General features: G+C 64.0%; 2 protein-coding genes (1 of these 2 only partly in view). Both read left to right on the plus strand.

Annotated features, from left to right (window positions below):
• Complete coding sequence (locus tag ACM6I7_RS00475; protein ID WP_414887749.1) at window positions 1-12,321, plus strand: non-ribosomal peptide synthase/polyketide synthase; 12,321 nt, start codon at window positions 1-3, stop codon at window positions 12,319-12,321.
• Window positions 12,321-25,455: the 5' portion of a non-ribosomal peptide synthase/polyketide synthase gene (locus tag ACM6I7_RS00480; RefSeq protein WP_414887750.1), read on the plus strand. Its footprint extends 1,862 nt past the window's final position; only the first 13,135 of its 14,997 coding nucleotides appear in the window; its start codon is at window positions 12,321-12,323; the stop codon falls past the right edge of the window. Before ACM6I7_RS00475 ends, ACM6I7_RS00480 begins: the two co-directional genes overlap by 1 nt.

Consider the following 25,455-nt stretch of genomic DNA (forward strand, 5'->3'; position numbering starts at 1 on the left):
ATGAATGCTGAAGACTCCTTGAAACTTGCTCGCCGGTTTATCGGGTTGCCCCTGGAAAAGCGCCAGATGTTCCTCGCGGCCCTGCACAAGGAGGGCGTGGATTTCGCGCGGTTCCCGATACCGGCCGGCATCGCAGCCGAGGATCGTCAGGCGCTGTCTTACGCGCAGCGACGCATGTGGTTCCTGTGGCAACTCGATCCGCAGAGCGGCGCCTACAACCTGCCCGGTGCGGTGCGACTCAATGGTCGACTGAACCAGTCGGCGCTGGAGCAAGCTTTCGCCAGTCTGGTGGAGCGCCACGAAACCCTGCGCACGGTGTTCCAGCGCCAGGCCGATGACAGCCTCCTGCAAGTGCCAGCCACCGCGCCGCTGCTGATTAACCGGGAAGACTTCAGCGCACTGCCGGCCAGCGAGCGCGAGCAGGCGGTGATCCGTGCCGCCGAACAGCAGTCGGTGTTGCCATTTGATCTGGCGGTCGGCCCGTTGCTGCGGGTGACCTTGCTCAAGCTTGCCGAGCAGGAACACGTGCTGCTGCTGACCCTGCACCACATCGTCTCCGATGGCTGGTCGATGAACGTGTTGATCGACGAATTCATCCGTTGCTACGACGCCTTCGACGCCGGTCAGGCACCGCAATTGCCGCCACTGCCGATCCAGTACAGCGACTATTCGCTGTGGCAACGCCGCTGGCTGGAGGCCGGTGAACAGGCGCGCCAGCTCGACTATTGGCAGGCGCAACTGGGCGACGAACACCCGGTGCTGGAGCTGCCACTGGATCATTCGCGCCCGGCGATGCCGAGCTATCGCGGCACTCGTTACGAGTTTGCGGTCGACGGCCAACTCGCCGAGCAACTGCGCAGCACTGCGCAACAGCATCAAGTCACTTTATTCATGTTCCTGCTCGGCGCCTTCAATGCGCTGCTGCACCGTTACACCGGGCAGACCGACCTGCGGGTCGGCGTGCCGATCGCCAACCGCAATCGCGGCGAGATCGAAGGCCTGATCGGCTTCTTCGTCAATACCCAGGTGCTGCGCACGCAGCTGCACGGACAGACTCGGGTCGATGAACTGCTGCGGGCGGTCAAGGAAACCGCGCTCGGTGCCCAAGCGCATCAGGATCTGCCGTTCGAGCAACTGGTCGAAGCGCTGAAGCTGGAACGCAGCCTCAGCCACACGCCACTGTTCCAGGTGATGTACAACCATCAGCCGCACGTCGCCGATATCGCCACCATTAGCACCGCATCCGGCCTGCAACTTGACAGCCTCGACTGGCAGAGCCGCACCACCCAGTTCGACCTGACGCTGGACACCTGGGAGAAGGGCGGCAAGCTGCACGCCGCGCTGACCTACGCCAGCGACCTGTTCGATGCACCGACCATCGAACGCATGGCGCGGCACTGGCTGCGCCTGCTGACGGCGATGGTCGCTGATCCGTCGCAGCGCATCGGTGAGTTGCCGCTGCTGGAGGCTGACGAGCAGCGCACGTTGGTGCACGACTGGAACAACGTCCACGCGCGATACCCGAGCGACACGCCGATTCACCAGTTGATCGAAGCACAGGTCGCGCGCACGCCGCAGGCACCGGCACTGGTATTCGGCGAACAGACCCTGAGTTACGCCGAACTGGATGCCCGGGCCAATCGCCTGGCGCATCTGCTGCGCGAACAAGGTGTGCAGGCGGACAGTCTGGTCGGCGTGTGCGCTCTGCGTTCGGTGGAAATGGTCGTCGCGCTGCTGGCAATTCTCAAGGCCGGCGGCGCCTACGTGCCGCTGGATCCGGAGTACCCGCAGGAGCGTCTGGCCTACATGATCGAGGACAGCGGCATCACCTTGCTGCTGACGCAACAGGCGCTGCTGGCAGCGCTGCCGACTGACGGCGTAAACGTCATCACCCTGGATCAGCCGGGGCTGCTCGACCGTTACAGCGACAGCCGTCCCAACGTCAGCGTCGATCCGCTGAACCTGGCGTACGTGATTTACACCTCGGGTTCCACCGGTAAACCGAAGGGCGCCGGCAACAGCCACGCGGCGCTGGTCAACCGTTTGTGCTGGATGCAGGAAGCCTATGCGCTGGACGCCAGTGATTCGGTGCTGCAGAAAACCCCGTTCAGTTTCGACGTGTCGGTGTGGGAGTTCTTCTGGCCGCTGCTGACCGGCGCACGGCTGGTGGTGGCCGCGCCGGGCGCGCACCGTGATCCGCTGCAACTGATCGATAGCATCAACCGCCACGGCATCAGCACGCTGCACTTTGTGCCGTCGATGTTGCAGGCGTTCATTCACGAGGCCGGCGTGGAAAGCTGCAGCGGACTCAAGCGGATTGTCTGCAGCGGTGAAGCGTTGCCGCTGGATGCGCAGCTGCAAGTCTTCGCCAAACTGCCGAACGCGAGCCTTTACAACCTGTATGGCCCGACCGAAGCGGCCATCGACGTCACTCACTGGACCTGTGTCGAAGAAGGCGCGGACAGCGTGCCGATCGGCCGGCCGATCGCCAACCTGCGCACCCATGTCCTCGATGCCGAATTGCTGCCGGTGCCGAGCGGTGTCGCCGGTGAGTTGTATCTGGGCGGCGCCGGGCTGGCGCGCAGTTATCACCAGCGCCCGGCGCTGACGGCCGAACGTTTTGTGCCGTGCCCGTTCCATCACGGCGCGCGCCTGTACCGCACCGGCGACCGTGTGCGGCAGCGTGCCGACGGCGTGATCGAATACCTCGGGCGTCTCGACCATCAGGTCAAGTTGCGCGGTTTGCGCATTGAGTTGGGTGAAATCGAAACCCGCCTGATGCAGCACTCGCTGGTGCGTGAGGCGGTGGTGCTGGTGCAGGGCGGCAAGCATCTGGTGGCTTATCTGGTGCTGGAAAACCCGCAGGCAGACGAGCAGTGGCAACAAGAGGTCAAGGCGTGGCTGCTCGGCAGTCTGCCGGAGTTCATGGTGCCGACCTACCTGATCACCCTCGACAAATTGCCGGTCACCGCCAACGGCAAGCTCGACCGCAAGGCCTTGCCACAACCGGAGGCCGCGCCGCAACAGGCATTCGTGGCGCCACAGGACGCCATGCAGAAAGCCCTCGCGGCGATCTGGGAAGCTGTGCTCGGCCTCGACCGCGTCGGCCTCGAAGACAACTTCTTCGAGCTGGGCGGCGATTCGATCATCTCGATTCAAGTGGTCAGCCGTGCGCGACAGGCCGGGATCCGTATCAGCCCGCGTGACCTGTTCCAGTACCAGACCGTGCGCAGTCTGGCGCTGGTCGCGAGCCACGATCATCTGTCTTCGGTGGATCAGGGGCCGGTGACCGGCGACGCCGTGCTCGGGCCGATCCAGCAGGATTTCTTCAGCCGCGCGATGCCGGTGCGCGAGCACTGGAACCAATCGTTGCTGCTGACCCCGCGTGAGGCATTGAACGCACAATGGCTCGATGCGGCGCTGACCCACCTGATCAATCACCACGACGCCTTGCGCCTGCGTTTTGTCGAAGGCAGCGAAGGCTGGCAGCAAAGCCACGGCCCGCTGCTGACGGGCGCTGAGCTGTGGCAACGCGATGCCGAATCTGCCGAACAGTTGCAGGCGCTATGCAACGAAGCTCAGCGCAGCCTCGACCTGCAAAACGGCCCGCTGCTGCGCGCGTTGCTGGTGACCATGGCCGACGGCTCGCAACGACTGGCGCTGATCATTCATCACCTGGCGGTCGATGGCGTTTCCTGGCGGGTGCTGCTGGAAGATCTGCAGCAGGCTTACGAGCAACTGGCGGCGGGTGGCGGCATTCAGTTGCCGGCCAAGACCAGCGCGTTCCAGAGCTGGACGGCGCGTCTGGCGCAGGATGCGTCGCGTTTCGATGAGCAATTGGGTTATTGGAAAGCCCAGCATCAGGGTGCCAAGGATCTGCCGTGCGACCGCCCGGATGGCAGCCTGCACAACCTGCATGGCGAGAAAATCGAATGGCGCCTCGACGCCGAGCGCACCCGCCAGTTGCTGCAACAGGCGCCCGCCGCCTATCGCACCCAGGTCAACGATCTGTTGCTCACCGCACTGGCGCGCACCATCAGCCGCTGGAGCCAGCAGCCGGGCACGTTGATCGAACTGGAAGGGCATGGCCGCGAAGATCTGTTCGATGACATTGACCTGACCCGCACCGTGGGCTGGTTCACCAGTCTGTTCGCGGTCAACCTGACCGCCAGCGCTGATCTCGACGGCTCGATCAAGGCGATCAAGGAGCAACTGCGCGCGGTGCCGGACAAAGGTCTGGGTTACGGCGTGCTACGGCATTTGGCCGCGCCGTCGGTGCGCGCCGAACTGGCCTCGCTGCCGCAACCGCGCATCACCTTCAACTACCTCGGCCAGTTCGACCGCCAGTTCGACGAGGCGGCGCTGTTCGTGCCGTCGGTTGAAGCCAGCGGCGTGGCGCAGGATCCGTCGGCGCCTCTGGGCAACTGGCTGACCGTGGAAGGTCAGGTGTATGGCGGCGAACTGTCGATGAGCTGGGGCTTCAGCCGCGAGATGTTCGACAGCGCCACGGTGCAGCACCTGGTCGATCAATACGCCATCGAATTGCAGGCGTTGATCGAACATTGCTGCACGCTACCCATTGCGCAAGCGACGCCGTCGGACTTCCCGCTGGCTCGGGTGACCCAGGCGCAACTGGATGCGCTGCCGGTACCGGCCGGTCAGCTCGATGATGTCTATCCGCTGTCGCCGATGCAGCAGGGTTTGCTGTTCCACACCCTCTACGAGCAGGCTGCGGGTGAGTACATCAACCAGTTGCGCGTGGATGTGCAAGGTCTTGACCCTGAGCGCTTCCGCGCCGCATGGCAGGCTACCGTCGCTGCGCAGGACATTCTGCGCAGCGGTTTCGTCTGGCAAGGCGAACTGGCGCAACCGCTGCAGATCGTGCAAAAACAGGTGCAGTTGCCGTTCAGCATCCTCGACTGGCGCGAGCGCGACGATCAGCCGGCAGCCCTTGCGGCGCTGGCCGATGCCGAACGTCAGCAAGGATTCGATCTGAGCCAGGCACCGTTGCTGCGTCTGGTGCTGGTGCAGACCGCTGCCGAGCAATGGCACCTGATCTACACCCATCACCACATTCTGATGGACGGCTGGAGCAACTCGCAGTTGCTCGGCGAAGTCTTGCAGCGCTACAGCGGTCGCACCCCGGCCCATGGTGGCGGACGTTATCGCGACTACATCGCCTGGCTGCAGCGTCAGGACGCGCAACTCAGTCAGGACTTCTGGAGCGTTCAGTTGGCCGCGCTGCAAGAGCCGACCCGACTGGCTCGCGCCGCCACCGGCGGCGAAGGCGACAGCGGCCACGGTGACCATTACCTGACGCTGGACGTGCCGCGCACCCAGGCGCTGGAAGCGTTTGCCCGCCAGCAGAAAGTCACCGTCAATACCCTCGTGCAAGCTGCGTGGCTGCTGTTGCTGCAACGCTACACCGGTCACGAAGCGGTGGCGTTCGGTGCGACCGTGGCCGGGCGCCCGGCGGATTTGCCGGGCATCGAGCAGCAGGTCGGCCTGTTCATCAACACCTTGCCGGTGATCGGCACGCCGCGTCCGGATCAATGCGTGGGCCAGTGGCTGCAAACGGTGCAGGCGCAAAACCTCAGCCTGCGCGACTTCGAACACACGCCGCTGGCGGATATCCAGCGCTGGGCCGGGCAGGGCGGTGAGGCGCTGTTCGACAACATTCTGGTGTTCGAAAACTACCCGGTCGCCCAGGCGCTGAGCCAGGCCGGGCAGGGCCTGCAGTTCGGTGATGTCGGCAACCTGGAGCAGACCCACTACGCCCTGAGCGTGGCGGTCACCCTCGGTCAGCAACTGGCGTTGCACTACAGCTTCGACCGCAGCCAGTTTGCCGGTGAGGTGATCGAAGGCATCAGTGCCCACCTGCTGCAATTGCTTGAGCAATTCGCCGTGTCGGCCGAACGCAACCTCGGTGAGATCGCTCTGGCCAGCGCGCAAGAGCATGCCCGCCAGCAAGCCGAAAACCAGCCGCAGCCATACCCGCTGGACATCGCTGTGCATCAGCGCATTGCTGCGCTGGCGGCCGAGCGTCCGCAGCGCACCGCGGTGATCTTCAACGGTCAGCATTTCAGTTATGGCGAGATCGAGCAGCGTGCCAATCAACTGGCCCACGCGCTGATCGCCCGTGGTGTCGGCGCCGAGACCCGGGTCGGCGTGGCCCTGCCACGCAGCGAGGCGGTGATCGTCGCGCTGCTGGCGGTGCTCAAGGCCGGCGGTGCGTATGTGCCGCTGGATACCAGTTATCCGCGTGAACGCCTGGCCTATCTGATCGAAGATTCAGGGCTGGCGCTGCTGATCAGCGATTCGTCGGTATCGGCGCAATTGCCGGTCGACGAGTCGGTGCCATTGCTGGAACTGGATCGTCTCGACCTGCGCCAGTTGCCGATCTCGGCGCCTCAGGTGCCAGTCGATCCGCATAACCTCGCGTACGTGATCTACACCTCCGGTTCCACCGGCAATCCGAAAGGCGTCAGCGTGGCCCATGGCCCACTGGCGATGCATTGCCAGGCCATCGGTCAGCGCTACGAAATGCGCGACAGCGACTGCGAATTCCACTTCATGTCGTTCGCCTTCGACGGCGCCCACGAACGCTGGCTGACCAGCCTGACCCACGGGGCTTCGCTGCTGATTCGCGACGACACGCTGTGGACGCCGGAGCAGACCTATAACGCGATGATCGAACACCGCGTGAGCGTGGTCGCGTTCCCGCCGGTATACCTGCAACAACTGGCCGAACACGCCGAGCGTGTCGGCAACCCGCCGAAGGTGCGGATCTATTGCTTCGGTGGCGATGCGGTGCCAAACGCCAGTTTCGAGCGGGTCAAACGCGCGCTCGATCCGGACTACATCATCAACGGCTACGGCCCAACCGAAACCGTGGTCACGCCGTTGATCTGGAAGGCTGGCCGTGAAGAACCGTGCGGCGCCGTTTACGCGCCGATCGGCAGCCGGATCGGCGACCGCAGCGCCTATGTGCTCGACGCCGATCTGAACCTGTTGCCACAAGGTATGGCCGGGGAGTTGTACCTCGGTGGCACCGGTTTGGCGCGGGGTTATCTGAACCGTCCGGGGCTGACCGCCGAGCGTTTTGTCGCCGACCCGTTCAGCGCAAATGGCGGCTTGCTCTATCGCACCGGCGACCTGGTGCGCCAGCGTGTCGACGGCACGTTCGACTATCTGGATCGCATCGACAATCAGGTGAAGATTCGCGGTTTCCGTATCGAACTGGGCGAAGTCGAAGCGGCGCTGCAAGCCCTCGACGGCGTGCGTGAAGCGGTGGTCGTGGCGCAGGAAGGCAGCGCCGGCAGTGGCAAGCGTCTGGTGGCTTACGTGGTCGGCGATTCAGCGAGTGCCGAGTTCACCGACGACCTGCGCGCGCAGCTCAAGGCCAGCCTGCCGGCGCACATGGTGCCGGCGTATGTCCTGCGTCTTGAGCGCATGCCGCTGACGCCGAATGGCAAGCTCGATCGCAAGAACCTGCCAAAACCGGACGTCAGCCAACTGCAGCAAACCTATGTCGCCCCCCAGAGCGCGCTGGAGCAGCAACTGGCGGCCATCTGGCAGGACGTACTCAAACTTGAGCAAGTCGGTGTTAGCGACAACTTCTTCGAACTGGGCGGCGATTCGATCATCTCGATTCAAGTGGTCAGCCGGGCACGGCAGGCCGGGATTCGCTTCAGCCCCAAAGACCTGTTCCAGCACCAGACCATTCAGGCCCTCGCTACAGTCGCGCAGACTGGCGAGGCGGTGCAGCCCATCGATCAGCATGCGCAAACCGGCGAAACCGCGCTGCTGCCGATTCATCAGGCATTCTTCGCCGAAGCGATTCCCGACCGTCACCACTGGAACCAGTCGGTGATGCTCAAGCCGACGCAGGCACTGGATGCTCAGGTACTGGAGCAAGCGCTGGATGCGTTGGTCGTGCAGCACGACAGTTTGCGTCTGGACTTTGTCGAGCAGGCCGCGGGTTGGTCGGCGCACTACCGCGACGTCGCCATGCAAGCGGGGGAAACCATTCTCTGGCAAGTCGAGGTCGCTGATCTCGCCGCCCTTGAGGCACTGGGCGACAAGGCCCAGCGCAGTCTGCAACTGAGCGGCGGTTCGCTGATCCGCGCGGTGCTGGCGAACCTGGCTGATGGCAGTCAGCGCCTGCTGCTGATCGTCCATCACCTGGTGGTCGATGGCGTGTCGTGGCGGATTCTGTTCGAAGATTTGCAACGTGCTTACCGGCAGATTCTCGCCGGTAACGCCGTGCAGTTGCCGGCCAAGACCAGTGCGGTCAAAGCCTGGGCGGCAGCGTTGCAGGACTACGCCAAAACGCCTGCGTTGCAGGCCGAACTGGGCTTCTGGCAGCAGCAGTTGCAGGGCGCTTCGGCGGCCTTGCCTTACGACCGGCCGCAGGGTGGTCAGCAACACGATCAGGCACTGACCCTGCGCAGCAAACTCGATCAGACCCTGACCCGCCAGCTGCTGCAGGAAGCTCCGGCGGCCTATCGCACCCAGGTCAACGACCTGTTGCTGACCGCGCTGGCGCGGGTGCTGGTGCGCTGGACCGGTGACGACAATGCGTTGGTATTGCTTGAGGGCCATGGTCGCGAAGACCTGTTCGAACACATCGATCTGACCCGCACCGTGGGCTGGTTCACCAGCGTATTCCCGGCACGCCTGGCGCCGGCTGCGGAACTCGGCGCGTCGCTCAAGCAGATCAAGGAACAGCTGCGGGCGATCCCCCACAAGGGCATCGGCTTCGGCGCACTCGCGCACCTTGGTGATGAGCCGGCGCGTGCCACCCTGCAAGCCTTGCCAGCGCCGCGCCTGACCTTCAACTACCTCGGCCAGTTCGACGGCAGCTTCGACGCTGCCAGCGATGCTCTGTTCGTGCCGACCAGCGAGTCCGGCGGCGCAGAGGTCAATCTGCAAGGGCCGCTGGGCAATCCGCTGGCGCTCAACAGCAAGGTGTTCGGCGGTGAGCTGGACCTGAGCTGGACCTACAGCGGCGCGATGTTCGACACCGCCACCATCCAGCGTCTGGCCGACGACTATGTGCAGGAACTGACCACGCTGATCGGCCACTGCTGCGACAGTGCCAACCGTGGCGTGACGCCGTCGGACTTCCCGCTGGCGCAACTGTCGCAAGCGCAACTGGATGCGCTGGTGCTGGAGCCGCAAGGCATCGACGACATCTATCCGCTGTCGCCGATGCAGCAGGGCATGCTGTTCCACACCTTGCTCGAACACGGCAACGGCGACTACATCAACCAGATGCGCCTGGACGTCGACGGCGTCGATCCGCAACGCTTCCGCGCAGCGTGGCAGGCGGTGGTGGATGCACATGACATCCTGCGCAGCGGCTTCTTCTGGCAAGGCGATCTACCGCAACCTGTGCAAGTGGTGCAGCGTCAGGTCGAGGTGCCGTTCAGCGTGCTCGACTGGCATGGCAGGATTGATCTGGAGGCAGCGCTGCAAACCCTCGCCGATGAGGAGCGCGCCCTGGGTCTGGACCTGAGTTGTGCGCCGCTGATGCGCCTGGTGCTGGTGCGCACCGCAGCCGAGCGTTATCACCTGATCTACACCAACCATCACATCCTGATGGACGGCTGGAGCAGCGCGCAGTTGCTCGGCGAAGTGTTGCAGCACTACAGCGGCGAAGCGGTCGCCCGTGGCGCGGGTCGCTACCGCGATTACATCGCCTGGCTGCAACGTCAGGATGGCGCGGCGGCTGAAGCCTACTGGTTGGCGACGCTGGGCAATCTGCAGGAACCGACGCGCCTGGCCAATGCCATCGCGCGGCCGCAGGCCGGTTTGCCGAGCGTGGGTTATGGCGATCATTACCAGGTGCTGGACGCTGAGCTGAGCCAGCGCCTGGGCGAGTTTGCCCGGGCCGCGAAAGTCACCGTCAACACCGTGGTGCAAGCGGCGTGGCTGCTGCTGTTGCAGCGCTACACCGGCAAGGATTGCGTGGCGTTTGGTGCCACCGTCGCCGGGCGCCCGGCGGATCTGCCGGGTGCCGAAGCGCAGATCGGCCTGTTCATCAACACGCTGCCGGTGATCGCTGCGCCGTCCGCGCAGCAGAGCGTGATCGCCTGGCTGCAAGCAGTGCAGGCGCAGAACCTCGCCTCGCGCGAGTTCGAACACACGCCGCTGGCGGATATTCAGCGCTGGGCCGGGCAGGGCGGTGACGCGCTGTTCGACAGCCTGATGGTGTTCGAGAACTACCCGATCGGCGAAGCACTGGAACGCGGTGCGCCGCAAGGTCTGCGCTTCGGCGCGGTGGCCAATCAGGAGCAGACCAACTATCCGCTGACCCTGCTGGTGAACATGGGCGCGCAACTGTCGGTGCATTTCAGTTATCAGCGCGACAGCTTCGCTGCGGCCAGCGTGGCGCAGTTGGGCGCGCATCTGCAGCGTCTGCTGAGCCAGATGGCGGATGGCGGGGAACGTTCGCTCAGTGAACTGAACCTGATTGAACACGGCCCGCAAGTGAACAGCGATTTCGTTACTGAGCAGTGCATCCATCAAGCCATCGCCCGTCAGGTAGCGGCGATCCCGGATGCCTTGGCGGTAACCTTCGCCCATAAGCAACTGAGCTACGCCGAACTGGATGCCCAGGCCAACCGTCTGGCGCACAAACTGGTCGAGCTGGGTGTCGGCCCGGAAGTGCGCGTGGGCGTGGCCATGCCGCGTTCCGAGCAGTTGCTGATTGCCTTGCTCGCGGTGCTCAAGGCGGGTGGCGCTTACGTGCCGCTCGACCCGGACTATCCGGCGGATCGCGTGGCTTACATGCTCGAAGACAGCCGGGCGCGGGTGTTGCTCACCGAACAGGCGGTTGCCGCGACCCTGAGCGTGCCGGGCGATACCCAAGTGCTGCTATTGGATCAGCTGTCGCTGGGCAGCTATTCGGCTGTTGCACCACAGACTGCGGTGCAGCCGGATAACCTCGCCTACGTGATCTACACCTCCGGCTCCACCGGCAAACCGAAAGGCGTGGCGATTGCCCATCGCAACGTCATGGCGCTGATCGACTGGTCGGCCAAGGTCTACAGCCGCGAGGACATTCAAGGCGTGCTGGCCTCGACTTCGGTGTGCTTCGACCTGTCGGTGTGGGAGCTGTTCGTCACGTTGGCCAACGGCGGCTCGCTGATCATCGCCCGTAATGCCTTGGAGCTGCCGCAACTGTCGGCCCGCGATCAGGTGCGCCTGATCAACACCGTGCCGTCGGCAATTGCCGCGCTGCAGCGTGCCGGGCAGATTCCGCCGAGCGTGCGCATCATCAACCTGGCGGGTGAGCCGCTGAAACAAGCGCTGGTGGAGGCGCTGTATCAGCAGTCGACGGTCGAGCACGTCTACGACCTGTACGGCCCGTCGGAAGACACCACTTACTCGACCTGGACCCGCCGCAGTGCCGGTGGTCAGGCACGGATCGGGCGCGCGCTCGAGCACAGCGCCAGCCATCTGTTGGATGCCGACCTGCACGCGGTGCCGCAAGGCGTTTCGGCCGAGCTGTACCTGTCCGGCGCCGGCATCACTCGCGGTTATCTGGGGCGTGCGGCGATGACCGCCGAGCGCTTCGTACCGAATCCTTTCGTCGGCAGCGGCGAGCGCATGTACCGCACCGGCGACCTGATTCGAGAGCGCGAGGAGGGCGAGCTGGAGTACATGGGCCGGATCGACCATCAGGTGAAAATTCGTGGATTCCGCATCGAACTGGGGGAGATCGAGGCGCGATTGCTCGCGCAACCGGCAGTCACCGAGGCGGCGGTGCTGGCCGTCGAGAGCGACACCGGCGCGCAACTGGTGGCGTATGTGGTTGCCCCGTCACTGGAGATGCACGACGGGGACGCGCAGCGGCAACTGCGCGAGGGACTAAAGACTGGCCTCAAGTCTTCGTTACCTGACTACATGATTCCCGCGCACCTGCTGTTCCTTGAGCAGTTGCCACTGACCCCCAACGGCAAACTCGACCGCAAGGCCCTGCCGGCGGTCGATGCCAGCCAGATGCAGGCCGCGTATGTCGCGCCGCACAGTGAGCTTGAGCAGCAGGTCGCGGCGATCTGGCAGCAAGTGCTCGAAGTGCAACGCATCGGCTTGAACGATCACTTCTTCGAACTCGGCGGGCACTCGCTGCTGGCGGTCAACGTGGTGTCGCGCATGGCTCTTGAACTGGGCCTGACGCTGACCCCGCAACTGTTATTCCAGCACCCCGTCCTGAGCGATTTTGTCGCTCGACTCGATACAGGAGGCGGGGCAATCAACGAACAGAAACTGAGCAAGCTGGAAGCCCTGCTTGACGATATGGAGGAAGTCTGATGGACAAGAGTGTTGCTTTGAGGGTAGCCAAGCGCTTTATCACTCTGCCGCTGGACAAACGTAAGCTGTACCTGGAAAAGATGCTCGAAGAGGGCGTCTCTCCGGCCAACCTGCCGATCCCGGAAACACGTTCCGGGTTTGCGGCGATTCCTCTGTCGTACGCTCAGGAACGTCAACTGTTCCTCTGGCAAATGGACCCGCACAGCACCGCGTATCACATCCCCAGCGCCTTGCGCCTCAAGGGTCGGCTGGATGTGGCGGCGCTGGAGCGCAGCTTCAACGCGGTGGCGGCGCGCCACGAAAGCTTGCGCACCACTTTCGCCGAACAGGGTGAAAGCTTTTGCCAGGTGATTCATCCGCAGTTGCCGCTGAGCATCAGCCTGACGCCATTGCCGGAGGGCCTCGACGCCGCCGGGGAAGACGCCGCGATCAAGGCCTTCGTCGAGAGCGAAACCGCACGCCCGTTCAATTTGCAGCAGGGCCCGCTGCTGCGGGTGGCGCTGCTCGAAGTGGCGGAAGACGACCATGTGCTGGTGCTGATCCAGCACCACATCATCGCCGATGGCTGGTCGATCAAAGTCCTGGTCAACGAGCTGATCCAGCATTACGCCGCCGACACCGCCGGGCAGCCGCTGAGCCTGCCGGAACTGGAAGTGCAATACGCCGACTACGCGATCTGGCAGCGCCACTGGCTGGAAGCGGGCGAGCGTGAGCGCCAGTTAGCCTACTGGGTCAAGACCCTGGGCGGCGAGCAGCCGGTGCTGGAGCTGCCGATCGATTTCCCGCGTCCGGCCGTGCAAAGCCTGCGCGGTGCGCGGCTGGAGCTGAACCTGCCGGCTGACCTCGGTGACGCCCTCAAACAGCTGGCGCAGCGCGAAGGTGCGAGCCTGTTCATGCTGTTGCTGGCGTCGTTCCAGGCGTTGCTGCATCGCTACAGCGGTCAGGCGCAGATTCGCGTCGGAGTGCCGACCGCCAACCGTAATCGGGTCGAGACTGAAGGCCTGATCGGCTTCTTCGTCAACACGCAGGTGCTGAATGCCGAGGTCAGCGGGCAACTGCCGTTCAACCAGTTGCTGGCTCAGGTCAAGCAGGCGGCGATGGCCGCGCAGGCGCATCAGGATCTGCCGTTCGAGCAACTGATCGAAGCCCTGCAGCCGGAGCGCAGCCTGAGCCACAGCCCGGTGTTCCAGGTGATGTTCAACCATCAGACCAGCCGTGATCAGGGGCGCAACGCGGCGCAGTTGCCGCAGCTGAGTGTCGAGGATGTGCAGTGGGAAGGGCGCACCGCGCAGTTCGACCTGACGCTGAATACCTACGAGTCCAGCGACGGTTTTGCCGCCGAGCTGACCTACGCCACCGATCTGTTCAAAGCTGAAACTGTCGAGCGTCTGGCGCGTCACTGGCAGAACCTGCTGCGCGGCATCGTCGCCGCGCCGAGCCAGCGCGTCGGCGAATTGCCGTTGCTGGAAAGCGCCGAACACGGCGTGCTGTTGCAGGACTGGTTGCGCAGCGCCGACCGCACTGCGCAAGCCGAATGCGTGCAGCAGGATTTCTCCCGGCGTGCGCAGCAAACACCGCAGGCCACGGCACTGATCATCAGCGAAGACGTGCTGAGCTACGGCGAGCTGGATGCCCGCTCCAGTCAACTGGCGCACAAGCTGATCGAGGCCGGTGTCGGCCCGGATCAACTGGTCGGTATCGCCGTCGAGCGCAGCGTGGAAATGATCGTCGGCCTGCTGGCGATCCTCAAGGCCGGCGGTGCTTATGTGCCGCTGGACCCGGCGTATCCGCAGGATCGTCTGGCCTACATGATCGAGGACAGCGGCCTGCAATTGCTGCTGACCCAAAGCCATTTGCAGACGCAGCTGCCGATCCCGCCGGGCGTGCAAGCGCTGTTGCTGGATCAACCACACGAGTGGCTGGCGGCTTATCCACAGACCGCGCCGGACGTGGCAGTCAATGGCGAGCATCTGGCCTACACGATCTACACCTCCGGTTCTACCGGCAAACCGAAAGGCGTGATGGTGCGCCACGCGGCGCTGAGCAACTTTGTCGCGAGCATGATCAAGCAGCCGGGCATCTGTGCCGCCGATCGCATGCTGTCGCTGACCACCTTTTCGTTCGATATTTTCGGCCTGGAAATCTACGGCCCATTGCTGGCCGGTGCCTGTGTGGTGCTGACCGGCAAGGATGTGCATCAAGACCCGCAAGCGGTGCTCGAACTGATCGCGCGTCATGGCGTGACGGCGCTGCAAGCCACGCCCTCGACCTGGCGCATGCTGCTGGACAATGAACAGGCGCCAATCCTGGCGGGCCGCACGTTCCTCTGTGGCGGTGAAGCGCTGCCGCAGGAACTGGCGCAACGCATGCTTGCACTGACGCCGAGCGTGTGGAACCTCTACGGCCCGACCGAAACCACTATCTGGTCGGCGCAGCACGCCTTGAGTGCGGACAGCAGCCGTCCATTCCTCGGCACGCCGATCGACAACACCGCGTTGTACATCCTCGGCAGCGACCTGGAGCTCAATCCGCTCGGCGCCCCGGGGGAACTGCTGATCGGCGGCGACGGCCTCGCGCGTGGTTACTTCCAGCGCCCAGGCCTGACCGCCGAACGTTTTGTCCCGGATCCCTTTTCGAAAACCGGCGCGCGTCTGTACCGCACCGGCGACCTGACCCGTTACCGCGCCGAAGGCGTGATCGAGTACATCGGGCGAATCGACCATCAGGTGAAAATCCGTGGTTTCCGGATTGAACTCGGCGAGATCGAAGCACGTTTGCTCGCCCTCGATAGCGTGCGCGAAACCGTCGTAGTTGCTCAGGACGGCCCGAACGGCCCGCAACTGGTCGGCTATGTGGTGCCGACCGCCGACGATATTGCTGAAGTCGAACTGCGCGCCGCATTGAAAGCCAGCCTCAAGGCCGAGCTGCCGGAATACATGGTGCCGGCGCACCTGTTGTTCCTCGCGCAACTGCCACTGACGCCGAACGGCAAAGTCGACCGCAAAGCCTTGCCGGCACCTGACGCCAGCCAGTTGCAATCGACTTACATCGCCCCGCAAACCGCCACTCAGCACAACGTTGCCGAGATCTGGCAGGCGGTGCTCAAGCTTGATCGCGTGGGCCTGAGCGATAACTTCTTCGAACTGGGCGGCCACTCGTTGCTGGTCACGCAAGTGGTCTCGCGGGTGCGTCAGACGCTGAACGTGCAGGTGCCGCTGCGCACGTTGTTCGAACACAGCACGCTGGAAGACTTCGTCGCCGCGCTGGGTGTCGATCAGGCGCATCGGGAGCCGCCGATTGTTGCCTTGCCACGCCTGCAACCGCTAGCGCTGTCCTATGCCCAGGAGCGTCAGTGGTTCCTCTGGCAACTGGAACCGACCAGCACCGCTTATCACGTGCCGGCGGCGCTGCGTCTGCGCGGTGAGCTGGATCTGCCGGCGTTGCAGCGCAGCTTCGACGCGCTGATCGAACGCCACGAATCGCTGCGCACCTGCTTCGTCGAACAACAGGGGCAGACCCTGCAAGTGATCCAGGCTCACGGCACGCTCCATCTGCAGGTACAGGAGGTGGCAGCGGATCTCGACGAGGCGGCGCTGCAAGCGCTGGTTGCCGCCGAAACCCTGCACCTGTTCAATCTGCAGCAAGGCCCGTTGCTGCGGGTCAAACTGCTGCGTCTGGCCGCCGATGACCACGCGCTGGTCATCACCCTGCATCACATCGTCTCCGACGGCTGGTCGATGAATGTCATGGTCGATGAGCTGGTGGCGTTGTATGCCGCCTACAGCCAGGGCCAGAGCGTGCAATTGCCGGCGCTGCCGGTGCAATACGCCGACTACGCCGTGTGGCAGAAACAGTGGATGGACGCCGGTGAACGCGAGCGTCAATTGAGCTACTGGGCCGCACAACTCGGCGATGGTGATCAACCGCTGCTGGAGTTGCCGACCGACCGTCCGCGTCCAGCCGAGCAGAGCTATCGTGGCGCCCGTCGCGATATCCCGCTGAGCCGCGAACTGGCCACCGCGCTCAAGCAACTGGCGCAGCGCGAAAACGTCACGCTGTTTGCGCTGTTGCTGGCGTCGTTCCAGACCTTGCTGCATCGCTACAGCGGTCAGGCCGATATCCGCGTCGGAGTGCCGGTGGCCAACCGCAACCGGGTCGAGACCGAAGGCCTGATCGGTTTCTTCGTCAACACCCAGGTTCTGAAGGCCGAGTTCGACAGTCAGCAGACGTTCCGCAGCCTGCTGCAACAAGTGAAAAATACGGTGCTCGGTGCGCAGGCGCATCAGGATCTGCCGTTTGAACAACTGGTCGACGCGCTGCAACCGGAGCGCAGCCTCAGCCACAGCCCGCTGTTCCAGGTGATGCACAACCACCAGAGCCAGGTGCGTCAGGCGCAGGGCGCCACGCGGCTGCCGAACCTGGCAATTGAAGGCTTGCCTTGGGCGTCCAATACAGCGCAGTTCGACCTGACCCTGAACACCTTTGAATCGAGCGACAACGTCTGGGCCGAGCTGACCTACGCCACCGACCTGTTCGACGTCGAAACCATCGAACGTCTGGCGCAACACTGGACCCATCTGCTGCAAGGCATCGTTGCCGACAGCGCTCAGCGCATCGCCGAACTGCCGCTGCATGACGCTGCCGAACGCGCGGCGACCTTGCAGCAGTGGAACCCGGCCATCCGCGATTTCCCGAGCGAGCAGTGCCTGCATCAACGGATCGAACAACAAGCCGCCCGCGCCCCGCAAGCGATTGCCGTGAGCTGTGCCGGGCAGGCCTTGAGTTACGGCGAACTCAACAGCCGCGCCAACCAGTTGGCCCACAAGCTGATTGCCAGCGGTGTCGGCCCGGACGTGCGCGTCGGTCTGGCGGTGGAGCGCAGCCTCGACATGCTGGTCGGCCTGCTGGCGATTCTCAAGGCCGGCGGTGCCTATGTGCCGCTGGACCCGACGTATCCGGAGGAACGCCTGAGCTACATGATCGGCGACAGCGGCATCGGCCTGCTGTTGACGCAAAGTCATCTGCTCGCGCGTTTGCCCGTGCCAGACTCGGTGCGCAGCCTGATGCTCGATCAGGATCGCGAAGACCTCGAAGGTTACAGCGACAGCAATCCGCAAGTGCGCATGAGCGCCGACAACCTCGCATACGTGATCTACACCTCGGGTTCGACCGGTCAGCCAAAGGGCACCTTGCTCGCGCACCGCAACGTGCTGCGCCTGTTCGAGGCCACTGATGCGTGGTTCGATTTCGGCGCCACGGATGTCTGGAGCCTGTTCCATTCCTACGCCTTCGATTTCTCGGTGTGGGAGATTTTCGGCGCGCTGCTGTACGGCGGCAAACTGCTGGTGGTGCCTTACGAGGTCAGCCGTTCGCCGGAAGATTTCTTCGCCTTGCTCTGCCGTGAAGGCGTCACCGTTCTGAACCAGACGCCGTCGGCGTTCAAGCAATTGATGCAAGTGGCCTGTGCCCCCGAACACGCGACGCAAGCACTGGCGCTGCGTTACGTGGTGTTCGGCGGCGAGGCGCTGGAGGTCAAGAGCCTGCGTCCGTGGTTCGAGCGTTTCGGCGATCAGGCACCGCAACTGATCAACATGTACGGCATCACCGAAACCACCGTGCACGTGACCTACCGGCCGATTTCGCTGGCCGACTTGCAGCGTGATGCCAGCAGTCCGATCGGCGAGCCGATCCCGGACCTGTCCTGGTACTTGCTCGACGGTGATCTGAATCCGGTCGCCAAAGGCTGCATCGGTGAGCTGTACGTCGGTCGTGCCGGCCTGGCTCGTGGTTACCTGAACCGTGCGGATCTGACCAGCCTGCGCTTTATTCCCGACCCGTTCGCCGCCGATGGCGGGCGTCTTTACCGTACCGGTGACCTGGCGCGCTATCGCGCCGACGGCGTGATCGAATACATCGGCCGGATCGACCATCAGGTGAAAATTCGCGGTTTCCGTATCGAACTTGGCGAGATCGAAGCGCAACTGCTGGAACAGGCTGCCGTGCGCCAGGCCGTGGTGCTGGCGCAGCCGGGCCTCAGCGGTCAGCAACTGGTGGCGTATCTGGTGCCAGGCGACGCCGCGCTGCTCGACGCAAGCCCGGCCGAACAGGCGCTGTGGCGCGACAGCGTGCGCGCCGAACTCAAGGCCAATCTGCCGGATCACATGGTTCCGGCGCACCTGTTGCTGCTGGCGCAATTGCCGTTGACCGCCAACGGCAAACTCAACCGCATGGCCTTGCCGTCACCGGACGCCAGCCAGGCGCAGCAGGCCTATCAGGCGCCGCAAAGCGCGATGGAGCAGGGTCTGGCCGCGATCTGGCAAGACGTACTGAAGCTGCCGCAAGTCGGCATCAACGACAACTTCTTCGAATTGGGCGGCGACTCGATCATCTCGATTCAGGTGGTCAGCCGTGCCCGTCAGGCCGGCATTCGCCTCAATCCCAAAGACCTGTTCCAGCACCAGACCGTACAGCGTCTGGCACTGGTCGCGCAGTGGGGTGGCGACGAATCGACGATTGATCAGCAAGCCGCGAGCGGTGCAGCGTTGCTGCTGCCGATCCAGCAGCAGTTCTTCGCCGACGAAATTCCGCAGCGTCATCACTGGAACCAGTCGGTGCTGCTGCAACCGCGGCAGGCGCTGGACGCTGAAAAACTCGAGCAAGTGTTGCGCGCACTGGTGGCTCATCACGATGCCTTGCGCCTGAGCTTCACTCAGCACGATGGCGTGTGGCAGGCCGAGCACCGCGCGGTCGAAGCGCTGCCGCAGAACCTGCTCTGGCAGGAGGACGTGGCCGATGCCGCCGCCCTTGAAGCCTTGGGTAACCGCGCCCAGCGCAGTCTCGATCTGCAACACGGGCCGTTGCTGCGTGCGGTACTGGCGAATCTGGCCGATGGCACGCAGCGTTTGCAGTTGGTGATTCATCACCTGGCGGTGGACGGCGTGTCGTGGCGGATTCTGCTGGAAGACCTGCAAAACGCTTATCAGCAATTGCTGAATGATCAGCCGTTGAGCCTGCCGTCCCGGACCAGCGCCTTCAAGGACTGGGGCGAGCATTTGCAGCGTTACGCCAACAGCCCGGCGTTGCAGGCCGAACTGGATTATTGGCAGGCCTGCCTGAGCGATGTAAGTACCGATCTGCCGTGCAAACGCGTTGACGCCAGTCAGGACAATCGTCTGGCCCAGACCGTACAAACCCGGCTCGGCGCCGAGCTGACCCGCCAACTGCTGCAAGAGGCCCCGGCGGCGTACCGTACTCAGGTCAACGATCTGTTGCTGACTGCGCTGGCGCGGGTCATCGGCCGTTGGAGCGGGCAGGCGTCGACGCTGATCCAGCTCGAAGGCCATGGCCGCGAAGAACTGTTCGACGGTGTCGATCTGACCCGCACGGTGGGCTGGTTCACCAGCCTGTTCCCGGTGCGCCTGACGCCGGCAGAGACGCTTGGCGAGTCGATCAAGCAGATCAAGGAACAACTGCGCTCGATCCCCAACAAGGGCATCGGTTTCGGCGCCTTGCGTTACCTCGGTGATGCCCGCGCGCAACAGAGCCTGCAGGCCTTGCCGAGCCCGCGCATCACCTTCAACTACCTCGGGCAGTTCGACGGCAGTTTCGCCGGCGATGACGCTGCGCTGTTCGTGCCGTCGCCGGATAACGCCGGCCTCGATCAGAGCCCGGAGGCGCCGCTGGGCAACTGGCTGACTCTCAACGGTCAAGTGTATGGCGGCGAGCTGCGGGTGGGCTGGACGTTCAGCCGCGAGCGTTTCGACAGCGCGGTGATTGAAGCCCTGGCCGAAGATTACGCTGCAGAACTCGCAGCGTTGATCGGCCATTGCCTGACCCCGGGCATCGAAGGCCTGACCCCGTCGGACTTCCCGTTGGCCGGCCTGACGCAGGCGCAGCTCGATCAGTTTCCGCTGGCGCCACGCCAGGTCGCCGATGTGTATCCGCTGTCGGCGATGCAGCAGGGCATGTTGTTCCACAGCCTCTACGAGCAGGCCACCGGCGATTACATCAACCAGGTCCGGCTCGATGTCGAAGGCCTCGATCCGCAACGCTTCCAGCAGGCCTGGCAAGCGGCGGTGGACAACCACGACATCCTGCGCAGCAGTTTTGTCTGGCAGGGTGAACTGGCGCGTCCGGTGCAAGTGGTGCACAAGCAACTGGACATGCCGTTCCGCATCTTCGACTGGCGTGATCGTGACGATTGCCACAGCGATCTGAATGCACTGGCGGCTGCCGAACAGGCGCAAGGTTTCGACCTGAGCCAGGGGCCGCTATTGCGCATGGTCGTGGTGCGTCTGGACGAGCAGCGCTGCCACTTGATCTACACCAACCACCACATCCTGATGGACGGCTGGAGCAACTCGCAGTTGCTTGGCGAAGTCCTGCAGCGCTACAGCGGGGTTGCCCAGCCGCCACTGGCCGGACGTTATCGCGATTACATCGAATGGCTGCAGCGCCAGGACGTGCAGGCCAGCGAGCGTTACTGGACCGCACAACTGGCTGACCTGCAAGCGCCGACCTTGCTGGCGCAAGCGTTGCAGGCGCAGCGCGGCGATGCACCGCGCGACGGCCACGGTGAACATTTCTGCGTACTCGATGCTGAGCAGACGCGGCGTCTGGGCGAGTTTGCGCGCCAGCAGAAAGTCACCCTCAACACGCTGATTCAGGCGGCATGGCTGCTGCTGTTGCAGCGCCTGACCGGCCAGCCGTGCGTGGCGTTCGGCGCGACGGTAGCGGGGCGTCCGGCCGAGCTCAAAGGGGTCGAGCAGCAGATCGGCCTGTTCATCAACACCTTGCCGGTCATCGCCAGCCCGCAGTCGCCATCGAGCGTTGGCGAATGGTTGCAGAGCGTGCAGGCGCAGAACCTGGCCTTGCGCGAGCATGAGCACACCCCGCTGTTCGACATTCAGCGCTGGGCCGAGCGCAATGGTGAGGCGCTGTTCGACAACATTCTGGTGTTCGAGAACTACCCGGTGTCCGAGGCGCTGGCGCAGGGTGCACCGCAAGAACTGCGCTTCGGTGAAATCCACAATCATGAGCAGACCAACTACCCGCTGACGCTGCTGGTGCACTTGAGCGACGAGTTGTCGATGCACTTCAGCTACCAGTGCGAAAGCTTTGCCGCGCACAGCGTGGTGCAACTGGCCGGGTATCTGCAGCGTTTGCTCGGGCAGATGAGCGAGTCAGGGGAGCGTTCGCTCAGTGAACTGAACCTGATCGAGCACAGCCCGCAGGTGAGTACCGACTTCTCCACCGATCTGTGCATCCATCAAGCCATCGCCCGTCAAGTGGCGGCGACCCCGGATGCCTTGGCGGTGACCTTCGCCCATACGCAACTGACCTACGCCGAACTGGATGCCCAGGCCAACCGTCTGGCGCACAAACTGGTCGAGCTGGGTGTCGGCCCGGAAGTGCGCGTGGGCGTGGCGATGCCGCGTTCCGAGCAGTTGCTGATTGCCTTGCTTGCGGTGCTCAAGGCTGGCGGTGCGTACGTGCCGCTGGACCCGGATTACCCGGCGGATCGCGTTGCCTACATGCTGGAGGACAGCCGGGCGCGGGTGTTGCTGACCGAACAGGCGGTTGCCGCGACCCTGAGCGTGCCGGGCGATACGCAAGTGCTGCTGATGGATCAGCTTTCGTTGAGCGATTATTCGGCTGTTGCACCACACACCAAAGTGCAGCCGAACAACCTCGCCTACGTGATCTACACCTCCGGCTCCACCGGCAAACCGAAAGGCGTGGCGATTGCCCATCGCAACGTCATGGCGCTGATCGACTGGTCGGCCAAGGTCTACAGCCGCGACGACATCCAAGGCGTGCTGGCCTCGACGTCGGTGTGTTTCGACCTGTCGGTCTGGGAGCTGTTTGTCACGCTGGCCAACGGTGGTTCGCTGATCATCGCGCGTAATGCACTGGAGCTTGCGCAACTGCCGGCTCGCGATCAGGTGCGTCTGATCAACACTGTGCCGTCGGCGATTGCCGCGCTGCAGCGTGCCGGGCAGATTCCGCCAAGCGTGCGCATCATCAATCTGGCGGGTGAGCCGCTGAAGCAAGCCTTGGTCGATGCGCTGTATCAGCAGTCAACCGTCGAGCACGTCTACGACCTGTACGGCCCATCGGAAGACACCACCTATTCGACCTGGACCCGCCGCAGTGCCGGTGGTCAGGCACGGATCGGGCGCGCGCTCGAGCACAGCGCCAGTCATCTGCTGGATGCCGACCTGCACGCGGTGCCGCAAGGCGTTTCGGCCGAGCTGTACCTGTCCGGCGCCGGCATCACGCGCGGTTATCTGGGACGTGCGGCGATGACCGCCGAGCGCTTCGTGCCGAATCCTTTCGTCGGTAACGGCGAGCGCATGTACCGCACCGGCGACCTGATTCGTCAGCGCGAAGAAGGCGATCTGGAGTACATGGGCCGGATCGATCATCAGGTGAAGATTCGCGGCTTGCGTATCGAACTGGGCGAAATCGAAGCGCGTCTGCAGGCGCATGCCGCCGTGCGTGAAGCGGTGGTCGTGGCCAGCGAAGTGTCGAGCAGTCAGCAACTGATTGCCTATCTGGTGCCGAGCGATCCGGCGGTCATCGAGGCCAGCGTCGAGCAACAGGCCGAACTGCAGCAAACCCTCGGCAACTGGCTAGGTGCGACCCTGCCGGATTATATGGTGCCGAGCCACCGCCTGTGGCTGGCGCAGCTGCCGCTGACCCCTAACGGCAAGATCGACCGCAAGCGCCTGCCGGCACTGGAACTCAGCGCCGCGCAGTCGCATGTCGAACCGGCGAATGCCACCGAGCAAATGTTGGTGGAGATCTGGAAAGAAGTGCTCGGCCTTGAACAGGTCAGCACCCACGACAGTTTCTTTGCCTTGGGCGGCGACTCGATCATCTCGATTCAGGTGGTCAGTCGCGCCCGTCAGCAAGGGCTGGAGCTGAGCCCGAAAGACCTGTTCCAGCAACCGACCATTCAGCAACTGGCCCTGTGCGTGCAGGCTGCCGAAGGGCGTGTGGCGCCGGACCCGGCGCTGATCGACCTGCCGCTGCACGGCTTGAGCGAGGCGCAAGTGGCGCAACTGCCACTGCCGGCGGGGCAACTCGACGGGCTCTATCGCTTGTCGCCGATGCAGCAGGGCATGCTGTTCCTCGGCCTGAATTCGCCGGAATCGGACCTGTACGTCAACCAGTTGAGCGTTCCGGTGCAGGGCCTTGAGCCGCTGCGTCTGCAAGCCGCGTGGGAAACCGTCAGCCGTCGCCACGACATTCTGCGCACCGGTTTCCTCTGGCAGGACATGGCCGAGCCGCTGCAATTCGTGCTCGCCGATCCGCAGTTGCCGTTCAGTCTGCTCGACTGGCGTGAGCAGGATCATTCGGCCGAAGCCTTGCAAGGCCTGGCGGATGCCGAGCGGGCCAAGGGCTTCGACCTTGACCAGCCACCGCTGCAACGGCTGACGCTGGTGCAAGTCGGCGAGCACAGCTATCAACTGATCTGGACCTACCATCACATCCTGATCGACGGCTGGAGCAGTTCGCAGTTAATCGGTGAGGTGCTGAGCCAGTATTCAGGGCGACCACTGGCCGACGCGGTGCCGTACCGCGGTTACATCAACTGGCTGCAGCAGCAGGACGCGAATGCCAGCGAAGGTTTCTGGCGTCAGCACCTGAGCCTGCTCGACGAGCCGACCTATCTGGCGGACGCGGTGACGCGCACCGGCAGTGGTCGCGGTCACCAGGCGCTGTACAGCCGTCTGGGCGCAACCCGCACCGAGCAGTTGAAAGCCTTTGCCCAGTCGCAGCAGGTCACCCTCAACACCTTGGTGCAGGGCGCGTGGCTGGTGCTGCTGAGCCGGTACAGTGGGCAGCGTTGCGTGGCGTTCGGCGCCACGGTGGCGGGGCGTCCGGCGAGTCTGCCGGCGTCGGAATCGATCCTCGGCCTGTTCATCAACACCTTGCCGGTGATCAAGGACGTGCCGGCCGAGCAGGCCGTGGGCGCCTGGTTGCGCGAGTTGCAGGATTTCAACCTGGAACTGCGCGAGCGCGAGTACACCCCGCTGACCGACGTCCAGCGTTGGGGCGGGCGTGCCGGGCAGTCGCTGTTCGACAGCATCATCGTGTTCGAAAACCACCCGATCGATCAGGCGCTGCGCGAGTGGCGCGATGATTCGCTGAAGTTTGGCGAGATCAATAACTCGGGCCTGACCAACTTCCCGATGGACCTGATGGTCACCCTCGAAGACGGGTTGGTGATCGAGTACATGTTCCTGCGCGAACATTTTGATCTGGCGACTGTGGAAGGCATCCGCAGCAACATGGAAGGCCTGCTCACCGCACTGGTTCAGGACGCCGGGCAGGCGCTGGGACGCATCGGTCTGCCGACCGGGCAAGTCGCGCCCGCGCCGCACGTTGTCGCGCAAGCGCAGACCACGCTGGTGCACCAGCGCATTGCCGGGTGGGCCGCGCAGCGTGCCGAACAAACCGCAGTGATCTTCAATGAGCAAGCCTTCAGCTACGGCCAGATCGAAGCGCGGGCCAATCGTCTGGCGCATGCGCTGATCGCCGAAGGTGTCGGTCCGGAAGTGCGGGTCGGTGTGGCCCTGCCACGCAGCGAAAACATGATCGTCGCGCTGTTGGCGGTGCTCAAGGCCGGGGGGGCCTACGTGCCGCTGGACGCGACTTATCCGCGCGAGCGCTTGAGTTATCTGATGCACGATTCGGGCATCGCCTTGCTGCTCAGCGATTCGAGTCTGCGTCAGGTGCTGCCGACCCAGGCCAACCTGCATGTGCTGGAACTCGATCAACTGGACCTGCGCACTCAGCCGGATTCGGCGCCGCAGGTCGCGGTGCAGCCGGGCAACCTGGCCTACGTGATCTACACCTCCGGCTCCACCGGTCAACCGAAAGGTGTCGGCGTGGCGCACGGGCCGCTGGCGATGCACTGCCAGGCGATCGGTCAGCGTTACGAAATGAGCGCAGCCGATTGCGAGTTGCACTTCATGTCGTTCGCCTTCGACGGCGCGCATGAGCGCTGGCTGACCACCCTGACGCACGGCGCCCGTTTGCTGATTCGTGACGACAGCCTGTGGACGGCCGAACAAACCTTCGACGCCCTGCATCAGCATGGCGTGACTGTGGCCGCGTTCCCGC

The sequence above is a fragment of the Pseudomonas sp. IT-93MI4 genome (genome assembly GCF_949767635.1).
Classification (GTDB): Bacteria; Pseudomonadota; Gammaproteobacteria; order Pseudomonadales; family Pseudomonadaceae; genus Aquipseudomonas; species Aquipseudomonas putida_A.